Genomic DNA, 12,881 nt, shown 5'->3' with positions numbered 1-12,881 from the left:
CCAGCCGATACCTACCAGACGAGGGTGGTGCGGGCCGGGGCCGAGGCCGTGTACAGCTCGTCCACGGCCCGGACCTCGAAGGCGGTCGCCCGCTCCCGTCCGGCCCGCGGGACGGCCGGGAGGTAGAGGGCGGTGCCGCAGGTGCCGCCGAGGAAACGGCGGGTCCCGTCGGGCAGGACACGCGACACCTCGTAGTGGCGCGGCTGCCCGTGCGGGCCGGCCGCGCCGCGCCAGGACAGGCGGAGCCAGGCCTTTCCGTCCTGCCGGGCCGAGGCGGTGACGGCCGGTGCGGTGGGCGGGGCCGGGCGCCCCGGGCGCGGGGTGTCGTGGACCGAGAGGGCGCCGAGCCGCCACACCACCGGCTCCTTCCCGAGCGCGGTGATCCGTACGGCCAGGGCGTACGCGGTCCTCCCCGCCAGCGACGCGAGCCCGGCCCGCGCCGTGCGCCAGCCCTGCCCGCCGTCCGTGCTTCCCGCCGGCAGCCACGTGTACGGGACCGGCCCGCCGGGGGCGGCGGGCTCGCGGGTGGCCACGCCGACCTCCACCGCGACCGGCCCCGTCCCGCCGGCGTGCACCAGCTCCAGGACGCTCCCGCGGGTCAGCGGAAGCCGCGTGGAGTGCAGCCCGATGACCGCCGGAGCGGTCAGGGCGCCCGCGACCAGCAGGCTGGAGCCGCCGCGCCAGGCGTCCGCGAAGTCCAGGGTGACGGAGGGGCGTTCGCCGGGCGTGTCCACCACCCAGCGGCGGCCCGGGAGCCGGTCCTGGAGCCCGAGGTGGTTCCAAGGCGTGTCGGAGACGGCCTTGCCGTTCTCGTACCAGCGCAGCCCGTGCCCGGTGTTGAAGGAGCAGGCGAAGGGGAGCCCGGTGACCGTGGACCGGTCGGCGACGGCCGTCGCGGGGGCTCTCCACAGGGCCTCGGGCGCGGGGCGGGCCGGGTCCAGGGACTCGCCCGTCCAGAACCGGTCGTCGGCGCGGTGGAACGCGCCGGGGGAGCGGTCGGTGAGGTGGTTGCGGGTCCACTCGGGCCGGTAGAAGCCGTAGCTGACGACGTGCTCGCGGTCGCGCGGGATGATCGCGTCCCAGGGAACGGCGGAGTCCCAGCCCCGGGACTCCGTGTCCACGGCCGCCCACAGCTCGTGGCGGGAACGCCCCAGCCGGTCGGCGAGCGCGCCCGACGCGGCCAGGGTCTGCGCGGTCCAGCGGAAGTCCACGAACATCGTGTCCGCGACCTTCCCGGCCCGGTCCTCGAAGAACTCCTGGTTGAGCGGGTTGAGGGCGCCCTGCCAGCCCACCCGGCCCGTGGTGTTCATGGCGTCGTACCAGGTGATGCGCAACCCGTGCGGGGCGCCCGCGGCCCGCAGGGCGCGCAGGAACTCCCGCATCCGGGCGGCCAGCGCGCTGTCGCCGCCGTCCGTCTCGGCGTTCACGAACCAGCCGTCGAAGCCGTACGTCCGCGCCACCTGGACGAGCTTGTCCGCGAGCGGGAACCGGCCGAGGGCGTCCCGCTGCAGCAGGTCGCGGGTCCACTGCAGGTCGCCGCCGTAGGCGACGGGCGGCAGGAACACGTTGCCCAGCACCCGGACCCCGTTGCGGTGGGCGGCGTCGACCACGGGCGCGTTCGGGGCGAGCACGATGCCCTCGCCGGCGGAGCCGCCCCAGAAGACCAGCTCGTCGATGTACGCCCAGTGCGTGAGCGCGTAGTAGTCGGCGGTCGGGGAGCCCTGGGAGGGGTTCCCGGCGGTGGGCCCGAAGGAGACGAGGGAGGCGATGCGGGCCTGGCCGGCCCGGGCGTCCCGGTGCGCCGGGACCGGGGTGAACCGCTGCGCCAGGGGCACGGTCGCGGTGTTGTGGGCCAGGTCGGGGTCCCGATCCGGGCTCCACTGGAGGAGCGAGCGCCACACGATCCCGGGGCCGGGGGTCCCCGCCGGGAGGGAGTCCGGGAACCAGTACGAGGCGTACGGGGCCAGGTCGGCCGGGGCCTGCGGGGCGGGCGGTACCGGGGCGTCCGGTGCGGCGGGCACCGGCGCGGCATGGGCGTACGGGGCCTGGCCCGCCGCGCCCAGCAGCGCGGCGGCCCCGGCCCCGGCGGCCAGCACCGCGCGCCGGGACGGCCGTACGGGCGCGGCGGGCGGCGTACGCGGGCCGATGCGGCCGCCCGTCTCGCTGATCTCGCTGATCTTGCCGGTCTCGCGGGTCGCGTCGGTCTCGCCGGTCTCGGCCATGCGGGGCTCCTCACGAAGGGATCGGTCAGGTCACGTCGTGCACGCGCAGCACCTCGGTGATGCCGCGCGCCGCCAGATGGGCCGGGTCCTCGGCCAGCTCCGCCAGGACCACCGAGGGGCGCACCCCCTGGGCCGTCAGCGCGGCCCACGCTTCGAAGAACGTGCCGCCGGGGGCGCACACCGACCGGCCCGGGGCCTCCTGCGCCCCGCCGACGTCCACGGCGAGCGCGGTGGAGCGCACCGCCGGGCGGTGCGCACGGCCGCGCCACTCCGCGGCGATCCGGGCCACGGCGGCGCCGGCCGGCTTGGTCCGGCGGTCGTTGGTGAGCAGGCCTAGGCCGTACTCCAGCTCCGGGAAGTCCGCGAGCTCCCGCGACACGTCGTGCGAGCACCACCAGGTCACGCCCCACAGGTCCGGGCAGTCGAGGGCGTTCGCGACGGTGGCCTCCGTGAACCGCGCCGCGTGCTCGGGCCGGATCAGCGGCGCCGGGGCGCCGACCTCCTGCAGCCACACCGGGCGGTGCGGGTCGAGGGCCCAGGCCTTGGAGAGCTCGACGAGGTACGCGGCGTGGTGCTCGGTCGCGGTCCCGCGCGGGCCGTGGCGCTGCGCGGTGCCGTTGAACACCCAGGAGTGCACGGCGGTGGCCGATCCCAGCCGGGCCGCCTGGGCCGGCGTGAAGGGGTGCCCGTCCTGGTACCAGGCGGCGTCGTACTCCGCGTGCAGGTGCAGCCGCCCCGGCGCACCCCGCTCGCAGGCGGCGAGCATCCGCTCCAGCCAGCGGGAGGCCTGGTCCCGGGTGATCCGGTCGGGGTCGGGGTGCGGGGCGTCGGAGAACTGGTTGATCTCGTTGCCGACGGTCATGCCCAGGAAGTTCGGCCGGTCGGCGAGCGCGGCGGCCAGCGTGCGCAGGTACTCCTGCTGCCCGGCGACCACCGCAGGGTCGGTGAAGAGGTTGCGCCGGTGCCAGGTCCGGGTCCAGGCGGGCAGGAAGTCGAAGCTCGACAAGTGGCCCTGCAGCCCGTCCACGTTGACGTCGAGCCCGCGGTCGGCGGCCGCGTCCGCGAGGGCGACGAGCTGTTCGACGGCGCGCGGCCGGATCAGCGTCCGGTTCGGCTGGAAGACCGGCCACAGCGGGAACACGCGGACGTGGTCCAGCCCGAGCGCGGCGATCGAGTCGAGGTCGGCCCTGACCTCGTCGAGGTCGAAGTCCAGCCAGTGGTGGAACCAGCCGCGGGCCGGCGTGTAGTTGGCGCCGAAGCGGAGCGCGTCATCGTGCACAGGGCGTCCTGGAGTTCTGGAGGAATTCACCGGATGGGCCACAACCTGCCGGTGTGGATGAGGAAAGTCAACAGGGCCTCCGGCCTGGCTACTTATGCGCTTCAGTCCAGTCAGCGCAAGGGTTCTGTTCCCTGGAACCTTGGCAACTAATGCGGTTTAGCTATGCCCGGCCACAGGGAAGCATGTGGAAATGGACAGCGGTATTTCGGTCGTGGCGGTCACCACTCCGGCTCTCTTCACGGGGCCGCCGGAGACGCCCTCGCAGGTGGTCCGCGTGCGCATCCGAAGGGAGCGTCCGGCCGGCCCGCTGTATGTCGCCGTGCACGGCGAAGGCCTCACCACTGCGCACCCGCGCATCCTGCGCGCGGACACAAGCGCGGACACGGACACGGACGCGGACACGGACGTGGAAACGAAATCGGCCGCGGACGGGACGGAGCGCGAAGTCACCGTCGAGGTCACCGTCCGCACCGGATCCGCCGCGCCCGGCGAGCTGCTGGCCGCCACCGCCCGGGTCGCCACCCCCGACGGGCACCCCCTCGCCGAGCTGCCGTTCGGGCTGACCGTCGCCGAGCCCGGCTGGACCGTCCGGCTCGTCCCGCACTTCCACTACGACCCGATGTGGTGGAACACCCAGGCCGCCTACACCGCCCTGTGGGACGCCCCGCCACGGCCCGGCGCGGCCGATCGGGGCTGGGAGTACGCGGGCGTGCCCGCCTTCACCCTGGTCCCCCTCCACCTCCAACAGGCCCGCGAGGACCCGGCGTACCGCTTCGTGCTCTCCGAGGTCGACTACCTCAAGCCGTACTGGGACGCCCACCCCTCGGACCGGGCCGAGCTGCGCGCGCTGATCGCCGAGGGACGCGTCGAGATCGTCGGCGGCACCTACAACGAGCCGTCCACCACGCTCACTTCCGCCGAGACCACCGTCCGCGGCGCCCTCCACGGCCTCGCCCTGCACCGCGGCACCCTCGCCGCCGACCCCCGCACCGCCTGGCAGCTCGACGTCTTCGGCCACGACCCGTCCTTCCCCGCCCTGATGTCCGGCTGCGGACTCGACTCCGCCGTCCTCGCCCGCGGCCCGCACCACCAGTGGGGCCCGATGGCGGACCGGTGGGGCGACCCGCTGCGGGCGCCCACCGCCATGCAGCTGCCCGCCGAGTTCGAGTGGATCGCACCCGGCGACGACGGCGGGCAGGGGCTGCTGCTCCACTACCTGCCCGCCCACTACTCGGCCGGCTGGCCCTCCCACCGCGCGCCCGACGCCGAGAGCGCCGCCGAGCAGCTGCTGGACCTGTACGAACTGCTGCGCACCCGCGCCGCCACCCGCAACGTCCTGATCCCCATGGGCACGGACTTCTCCTGGCCCCACCGCTGGGGCCTGGACGTGCAGCACGCCTGGAACCGCCGCTACTGCTGGCCGCGCATGGAGCATTCCGGCCCGCGCGCCCACTTCGACGTCGTCCGGTCCGAGTTCGCCGCGCGCGGGGAGCGGCCGCTCCCGGTGACCCGGGAGATGGGCCCGGTCTACACCGGCAAGGACGTCACCTACATCGACGTGAAGCAGGCCCACCGGGCCGCCGAGAACCTCCTCGAACAGGCCGAGACGTTCGCCGGACTGGCCTGCGCCGAGGGGCTGCTCGACTACCCGGCACAGACGCTGGCCAAGGCCTGGCGGCACCTGCTCCACGCGGCCCACCACGACGCGGTGACCGGGACCTTCTCCGATCAGGTGTACCTGGACCTGCTCCCGACCTGGCGGGAGGCGCACGGACTGGCCGCCGCCGTACGGGAGGAGGCGCTCGCCGCGCTCACCGGCGCGGCCGACACCCGCGGGCCGTCGCCCCTCGCGGTGACCGTGCACAACCCGGTGTCCTGGACGCGGACCGACCTGGTCCGCACATCGGTCGACCTGGCCGCGCTGGGGCTGACGGCCGCCGAGGCGCACCGGATCACCGTCCGCGACGCCGAGGGCCGCCGCGCGCCCGTCCACATCGAGGCGGCGGCCGGTGCCGTGGCCGAGGTGGTGTTCCTCGCCGAGGCCGTGCCCTCGCTCGGACACCGCACCTGGTGGCTGGGGGCGGCCGACCCGCCGTTCCCGCGGTCGGCCGCCCCGGGCGGCTGGGAACCGGCGGACGGCCTCACCGTGCAGAACGAGTTCTTCCGCGCCGAGGCCGATCCGGCGCGCGGCGGCGGCCTCGCCCGGCTGCTGGACCGGCGCACCGGGCGGGAACTCCTGCGCGCCGGGGAGGTGGACGAGCTGCTCGTGCAGGACGAGTACCCCCGGCACCCCTACTTCGAGGAGGGCCCCTGGCACCTGCTGCCGAAGGGACCGGGCACCGGCTCGGGCTCCGCGCCCGCCGACTCCTGCCGGGTGGAGAAGGGGCCGCTCGGGGCGCGGATCGTGGCGACCGGGCGCACCGGGCCGGTCCGCTGGACCCGCACCACCACCCTGTGGGACGGCCTCGACCGGGTGGAACTGACGACGCGGATCGACGCGTTCGACGGCTCCGACCAGCTGGTGCGGCTGCGGATCCCGGCGGACGTGCCGGGCGCGGTCCCGGTCGCGGAGACGGCCGCCGCCGCGGTGGGGCGCGGCTTCGCCTTCCCGGAGGCGGACGTGGGGGCCGACCACCGCCGGGCTCCGTGGACCCTGGACAGCCCGTGCCTGAACTGGTTCGCGCTCTCGGCGCCGCTGGCCGGGCCGGACCGGGCGCTGGCCGCGGTGGAGATCGTGCTGCCGGACGCCGGAACTCCGGACGGCCTGCGGGAGTTGGTCACCGCGCTCGGCCGGTACGGGGTCACCGCCACCCCGACCCGGCCCGCCGGCCCGCGCTGGGGCGACCTGGCGGTGGACAGCAGCCTCCCGGACTTCCGCATCGCCCTCGGCGGCCCCGGGACCAACGCCTTCACGGCGGCGGTGCTGGAGGGGGCCGACCCCGCGTACGCACGGGCCGTACGGGACCACGCGCCGACGTGGATCCCGGCCCGGGCCCCGCTCCGCGCACTGTGGCGCCCCGGCTGCGACCTGACCGGCGTCCGGGACCTGCCGGTCCTGGTGCACACCGGGTCACCGGCGGAACTCGCCCGGACCGTCGCCGCCTCGGGCCGCCTGCCGGGCGCCGGGCAGCCGGCCGGGGAGGCCGCGCACGAAGTCCCGTACGCGAACCGGACCGTCGGGATCCTGGTCAGGGGCACGCCCGGCTTCGCCGTGGACACGGCGGGCCGGCTGCACAGCAGCCTGATGCGTTCGTGCACCGGCCGTCCCAGCGGCGCGTGGATGGACCCTCCCCGGCGCACCGCCCCGGACGGCAGTTCCTTCCAGCTCCAGCACTGGACGCACGTCTTCGAGCACGCGCTGGTGGCGGGGGAGGGGGACTGGCGGGAGGTGGACCTGACGCGCCGTGGGCGGGAGTTCAACAAGCCCCTCACCGCGGTGACGGGGGCGCCGACGGGCGGCCCGCGCCCGCCGGCCCGTTCCCTCCTCGGCGTGGAACCGGCCGGCCGGGTGCTGATCGAGGCCGTGAAACGCGGCGAGCAGGGCGGCCTGGCGGTCCGGCTCCGCGAGACGCACGGCCGCCCGGCGGCGCCCGAGGTGCTCTGGCCCACCGGGGTCAGCGCCGCAGCGGACCTGCTGGACCGCCCGCTCGGACCCTTCGGGGCGGGCATCGGAGGCGCGGCCACCACCACCGTGCTGCTGCGCACACCCTCCGGCATGCCGCTGAGGGACGGCGAACGGGAGGCGCACCAGCCCGTGTTCAGCCGGTACTGGCTGCACAACACGGGGACGGCCCCGCTGGGGGACGCGCCGTACACGGTGACATGTGACGGCCCGGCATCCGCCGCGACGGTGACGCTCGCCTCCCACGCCGGCGCGGGAGGCCCGGTCGCGCTGGAGGTCCGCGCCCCCGACGGCTGGCACACCTCCTGGACCCGGCGGACCGCGGTCCTCGCGCCCGGCGGGTACGAGCGGATCCCGCTGAGCGTGACGCCCGCCGCCGCGGCCGAGCCCGGCGAACACCTGGTGCGGATCCTCGCCGCCACCCCCGGGGGCGAGTTCGAGGACGCGCTGACCGTGACCGTCCCCGGCGGCCCCGTCCCCGCCGGGCTGTGGGTCGAGGCGCCCGACCGGGAGGTCGTCGTCGCCCCCGGCGCACAGGGCCTCGTACGGGCCAGGATCGGCAGCACCGGCGTCCGCAGCGCGCTGACGGGCCGCGCCTACGCCGTCTCCCCGTACGGGACCTGGCAGTTGACCAGCCCGGCCGCCCTGCCCCTGTACGTACCGGCGGACGGGCCGGCCGAGGTGGAGTTCGAGGTGCGGCCACCGCTCGACACCCCTCCCGGGGAGTACTGGTTCGCGGTCAAGGCCGCCTGCCAGGGCAGGATCGCGTACGGTCCGGCCATTGCCCTCCGTATTCCGCCGCGCGTGACGCACCCGAAGGACGAATGAGACAGGCCATGGCCCGCAGACCCACGATCAAGGACATCGCCCGGCAGGCCGGGGTGTCGGAGAGCGCCGTGTCGTTCGCGCTCAACGACCGGCCCGGCGTCTCGCAGGACACCCGGGCCCGGATCCGCCGCGTCGCCGAGGAACTCGGCTGGCAGCCCAACAGTGCCGCCCGCGCCCTGTCCGGCGAACGGTCCGGAGCCGTCGGACTGGTCCTCGCCCGGCCCGCGCACACGCTCGGCGTCGAGTCCTTCTTCCTCCAGCTCGTCTCCGGCATCCAGGAGGTCCTCTCCGCCGCCCGGACCGCGCTGCTGTTCCAGGTCGTCGAGGACATCGACGCCGAATGCGCGGTCTACCGGCGCTGGTGGGCCGAACGGCGGGTCGACGGGGTCCTCGTCGTCGACCCGCGCATGCGGGACCCGCGACCGGCACTCCTCGGGCAGCTGGGCCTGCCCGCGGTCACCATCGGCGAGCCCGAGCCCGTCGGGGGTGCCTCCCCGGCCCCGCAGGCCCCCGGGGCCGAGGTCGTCTCCTCGGTACGGGCCGACGACGCCGGGGCCATGGCCCAGGTCCTGGACCACCTCCACGGGCTGGGCCACCGCCGGATCGTCCACATCGCCGGGCTCCCCGGCCTCGCCCACACCGTCCGCCGGATGGACTCCCTGCGCACCGAGGCCGCGCGGCGCGGACTCGGCCCGGACCAGGTGCGCTCGGTGGTCACCGACTACTCCGACGCCGAGGGCGCGGCCGCCACCCGCCGGGTCCTCGCCGAGCCGCAGCCGCCCACCGCACTCGTCTACGACAACGACGTGATGGCCGTCGCCGGGAGTGCGGTCGCCGCCGAGCTGGGCATCCCCGTACCGGGCCGGCTCTCGGTCGTGGCCTGGGACGACTCCGCGCTCTGCCGGGTCACCCACCCCCGGCTCACCGCCCTCGTCCGCGACACCGCCGGTTTCGGCCGGCTCGCCGCCGAAGAGCTCCTCGCCGTCCTCGCGGGCGGGCCGCCCGGGGTCCGGATCAGCGAGCAGCCGCGCCTGGAGCCTCGCGAGAGCACGGCGCCGCCCCCGGCGCATACTGAATCCTGAACCCTTCCTGGAGCCGCCACCGTGATCACCCCCACCGCCCCCTTCCCCGCACCGCGCGCCGCCGCCGCGGCAACCGGCCCGACGGTGGCGATCGACATCGGCGGTACGAAGATCGCCGGTGCGCTGGTGCACCCCGACGGCACGATGACCGCCACCACCCGCCGGGCGACCCCGCGCGGAGCGGACGCGGAGGGCGTCATGGCGGCGGTGACCGAGGTCGTCGCCGACCTGTCCGGCTCCCCGCTCTGGGCCTCGGCGGTCCGCTGCGGGATCGGCAGCGCGGGCCCGGTGGACACCTCACGGGGCACGGTCAGCCCGGTGAACATCGGGGCGTGGCGGGAGTTCCCGGTCCAGGCCCGGGTGGCGGCGGAGCTCGCCGCGCACGGGGCCGAACTGCCGACCGTACTGGCCGGGGACGGCGTGGCGATGACCGCCGCCGAGCACTGGCTGGGGGCGGCCCGGGGGCATTCGAACGCGCTCTGCATGGTCGTCTCCACGGGCGTGGGCGGCGGACTCATCCTGAACAACCAGCTGCACCCCGGCCCCACGGGCAATGCGGGCCACATCGGCCACATGAGCGTGGCCTTCGACGGCGAACCGTGCGTCTGCGGCAGCCGCGGCTGCGTCGAGTCGATCGCCTCCGGCACGGCGATCGCCCGCTGGGCCCGGGACCAGGGCTGGACCCCGGAGGCCGGCGTGAGCAGCGGGAACGGCGCGGGGAGCACGCGGGACGCCTCGGCCGCCGGCGTGGCCGCGGCCGCCGCCGCGGGCGACCCGGTCGCCCTGGCCGCCTTCGACCGCGCGGGGCGTGCGCTGGCCGCGGCCATCGCCGCCACCGCGACCCTCGTCGAAACGGACATCGCCGTCATCGGCGGTGGGGTCGCCGCCTCCGGCGACATCCTCTTCGCCCCGATCCGCACCCACCTCGCGGCCTACGCCACGCTCTCCTTCGTCAAGGAGCTCCAGGTGGTCCCGGCGACCCTGGGCACCCACGCGGGCCTGATCGGCGCGGCCGCCGCGGCGACGATGCTGCTGCCGTCGCCCCCGTCCCCGTAGCGCTCCGTCCTCGTAGGACTCCGTCCGCGTAGGGGGACGTCAGGGCTTGACCGACCGGTAGTACCGGCCCGCGCCCTCGTGCAGCTCCAGGGGATCGGTGTAGATCGCCGTCCGCAGGTCCACCAGCTGGGCCGCGTGCACCTCGCGCCCGACCAGGTCGCGGCCGAGGATCACCGTCCGCGTCAGCTGCTCCGTCAGCTCGGGGTCCGTGTCCGCCGTGGTCACCAGCAGGTTCGGCACGGCCAGGGTCGTCACCGCGCTGGTGTTGCGCGCCCGCGCGTACGCGTCCTGCGGCATGACCGCCGTCCGGTAGTAGCGTGCCGGGCTGCCACTGCCCTGCAGCTCCTCCACCAGGTCGCCGAGCTGCACGAGCCGGATCTGGTACCGCTCGGACAGCTCGCGCACCGCGTTCGTCGGCAGGCCACCGGACCAGAAGAAGGCGTCGATCCGGCCGGCCTCCAGCTCGCCCGGCATCGTGTCGATGCCGATGGACACCGGAGTGATGTCCAGCACCGGGTCCAGCCCGGCCGCCCTGAGCAGCCGATCCGAGACGAGCCGCACCCCGGACCCCGGCTGGCCTATCGCGACCCGCTTGCCCCGCAGGTCCCGGGCCGACTGCACCGGGGAGTCGGCGGGCACGACCAGCTGCACGTAGTCGTCGTAGAGCCGGGCGACCCCGCGCAGCAGGTCCGCGCGCGGCTTCCCGTCGAGCTGGTACTTGGCGACCGCGTCCGCCGTCGCCACCGTGAAGTCCGCCTCACCGGAGGCCACCCGCTTCAGGTTCTCCTGCGAGCCCTCGCTGGTCTCCAGCCGGACGTCCACCCCGGGCACGTCCCGTCCGAGCGCCTGCTGCAGCAGCTGCCCGTACCGGTGGTAGACCCCGGTCCGCGCGCCCGTGCTGAAGGTCAGCTCGCCCTGCAGTTCCGGCTCCCCGAAGGGCTTGAGCCACCAGGTCAGGACGCCGAGCACGGCCAGTACGGCCACCAGGACCCGCAGGGCGTGGCGCCTGCTGATCCGGGGCGGTACGAGAGGCATGTCCGCGATCCTGCCACCCGTCCGCCGTCCTGTCACGGCGCGGGCCGCCCGGGCCCCCGCCCCGGTCCCCCCCCGGCCGCCTCCCCGCGGCCGGCCGCACGCGGGAGCGGAGGGCTCCCGGGTACCGCCTACCCTTGTTCCATGACCAGCAGCGACCGGAGCCAGGCAGTGGACGAGAAGCGAAGCTACGAGGTGCGCACCTACGGGTGCCAGATGAACGTGCACGACTCCGAGCGGCTCTCCGGTCTGCTGGAGGACGCCGGCTACGTCCGGGCGCCCGAGGGCTCCGACGGCGACGCCGACGTCGTGGTCTTCAACACCTGCGCGGTCCGCGAGAACGCCGACAACAAGCTGTACGGCAACCTGGGCCGGCTGGCCCCGATGAAGACGAAGCGCCCCGGCATGCAGATCGCCGTCGGCGGCTGCCTCGCCCAGAAGGACCGCGACACGATCGTCAAGAAGGCCCCCTGGGTCGACGTCGTCTTCGGTACGCACAACATCGGCAAGCTCCCCGTGCTGCTGGAGCGCGCCCGCATCCAGGAAGAGGCGCAGGTCGAGATCGCCGAGTCGCTGGAGGCCTTCCCCTCCACGCTCCCGACCCGCCGCGAGTCCGCGTACGCCGCCTGGGTCTCGATCTCCGTCGGCTGCAACAACACCTGCACCTTCTGCATCGTCCCGGCGCTGCGCGGCAAGGAGGAGGACCGCCGGCCCGGCGACATCCTCGCCGAGGTGGAGGCCCTGGTCGCCGAGGGCGTCTCGGAGATCACCCTGCTCGGCCAGAACGTGAACGCCTACGGCTCCGACCTGGGCGACCGCGAGGCCTTCTCCAAGCTGCTGCGCGCCTGCGGCCAGATCGAGGGCCTCGAGCGGGTCCGCTTCACCTCCCCGCACCCGCGCGACTTCACCGACGACGTGATCGCGGCCATGGCCGAGACCCCGAACGTGATGCCGCAGCTGCACATGCCGCTGCAGTCCGGCTCGGACCCGATCCTCAAGGCGATGCGCCGCTCGTACCGGCAGGAGCGCTTCCTCGGCATCATCGAGAAGGTCCGCGCCGCGATCCCGCACGCCGCGATCTCCACCGACATCATCGTGGGCTTCCCCGGTGAGACGGAGGAGGACTTCCAGCAGACGATGCACGCGGTGCGCGAGGCCCGCTTCGCGAACGCCTTCACCTTCCAGTACTCCAAGCGGCCCGGCACCCCCGCCGCCGACATGGAGGGGCAGATCCCCAAGGAGGTCGTCCAGGACCGCTACATGCGCCTGGTCGCCCTCCAGGAGGAGATCTCCTGGGAGGAGAACAAGAAGCAGGTCGGCCGCACCCTGGAGGTCATGGTCGCGGAGGGCGAGGGCCGCAAGGACGGCGCCACGCACCGCCTGTCGGGCCGCGCCCCCGACAACCGCCTGGTCCACTTCACGAAGCCGGAGGCGGAGGTCCGCCCGGGTGACGTGGTCACCGTGGACATCACCTACGCGGCCCCGCACCACCTCCTGGCCGAGGGCCCGACGCTGACCGTGCGCCGCACCCGCGCCGGCGACGCCTGGGAGAAGCGCAACGCCGCCCCGGCCCAGCCCGCGGGCGTCATGCTCGGCATCCCCACCCTCGGCGTCCCGTCCCCCCTCCCGGCCACCACATCGGGCTGCGCGGTGACCGACTCCAGCCCCGCCGGCGTTTGAGGCGTGGGGTCTGGGGCGGAGCCCCAGGTCTTGACGGCGCAGGCGGGCACGGCCAAGCGGCACCGCCCGCCCTGCCCAGG

At 75.2% G+C, this 12,881-nt stretch carries 7 protein-coding genes; 4 read left to right on the top strand and 3 right to left on the bottom strand.

Going from position 1 to position 12,881, the window contains the following annotated elements; translation table 11 throughout:
- Nucleotides 1-11 precede the first annotated feature (11 nt).
- Together ACIPYQ_RS28965 and ACIPYQ_RS28960 are read right to left on the bottom strand one after the other, a co-directional pair.
- A complete protein-coding gene (locus tag ACIPYQ_RS28965) occupies nucleotides 12-2,222 on the bottom strand; it encodes an endo-beta-N-acetylglucosaminidase (RefSeq protein ID WP_401256646.1) in 2,211 nt (736 codons plus the stop codon).
- Between the two features lie 25 nt (nucleotides 2,223-2,247).
- Nucleotides 2,248-3,501 (bottom strand): glycosyl hydrolase, encoded by a 1,254-nt coding sequence (locus ACIPYQ_RS28960; protein WP_401256644.1) that lies wholly within the window; start codon nucleotides 3,499-3,501, stop codon nucleotides 2,248-2,250.
- A gap of 190 nt (nucleotides 3,502-3,691) precedes the next feature.
- Between ACIPYQ_RS28960 and ACIPYQ_RS28955 the strand changes: the two genes are divergently transcribed.
- Genes ACIPYQ_RS28955 through ACIPYQ_RS28945 form a run of 3 tightly spaced genes read left to right on the top strand, consistent with a single transcriptional unit; the run spans nucleotide 3,692 to nucleotide 10,089 of the window.
- Nucleotides 3,692-7,951 (top strand): NEW3 domain-containing protein, encoded by a 4,260-nt coding sequence (locus ACIPYQ_RS28955; RefSeq protein WP_401256642.1) that lies wholly within the window; start codon nucleotides 3,692-3,694, stop codon nucleotides 7,949-7,951.
- Nucleotides 7,952-7,959: 8 nt separating this feature from the next.
- The gene (locus ACIPYQ_RS28950) at nucleotides 7,960-9,033 is read left to right on the top strand and encodes a LacI family DNA-binding transcriptional regulator (RefSeq protein WP_401256641.1); all 1,074 of its coding nucleotides are present in this window, start codon (nucleotides 7,960-7,962) and stop codon (nucleotides 9,031-9,033) included.
- Between the two features lie 21 nt (nucleotides 9,034-9,054).
- Nucleotides 9,055-10,089, top strand: coding sequence for an ROK family protein (locus ACIPYQ_RS28945; protein ID WP_401256639.1), 1,035 nt, complete (start codon nucleotides 9,055-9,057; stop codon nucleotides 10,087-10,089).
- A 39-nt stretch (nucleotides 10,090-10,128) separates the two neighbouring features.
- Here the strand turns inward: ACIPYQ_RS28945 and ACIPYQ_RS28940 are convergent, their stop codons facing one another.
- Nucleotides 10,129-11,124, bottom strand: a complete 996-nt coding sequence (locus tag ACIPYQ_RS28940) for a TAXI family TRAP transporter solute-binding subunit (protein ID WP_401256637.1) — start codon at nucleotides 11,122-11,124, stop codon at nucleotides 10,129-10,131.
- Between the two features lie 141 nt (nucleotides 11,125-11,265).
- Here ACIPYQ_RS28940 and miaB point away from each other — a divergent pair, with 141 nt between their 5' ends.
- Nucleotides 11,266-12,801 (top strand): tRNA (N6-isopentenyl adenosine(37)-C2)-methylthiotransferase MiaB, encoded by a 1,536-nt coding sequence (gene miaB / locus ACIPYQ_RS28935; protein ID WP_401256635.1) that lies wholly within the window; start codon nucleotides 11,266-11,268, stop codon nucleotides 12,799-12,801.
- Nucleotides 12,802-12,881: the final 80 nt, after the last annotated feature.

The organism is Streptomyces sp. NPDC090045, assembly GCF_044747975.1.
GTDB lineage: Bacteria > Actinomycetota > Actinomycetes > Streptomycetales > Streptomycetaceae > Streptomyces.
Note: the sequence above shows the minus strand (reverse complement) of the source record. Positions and strands in the feature narration are given on the sequence as shown.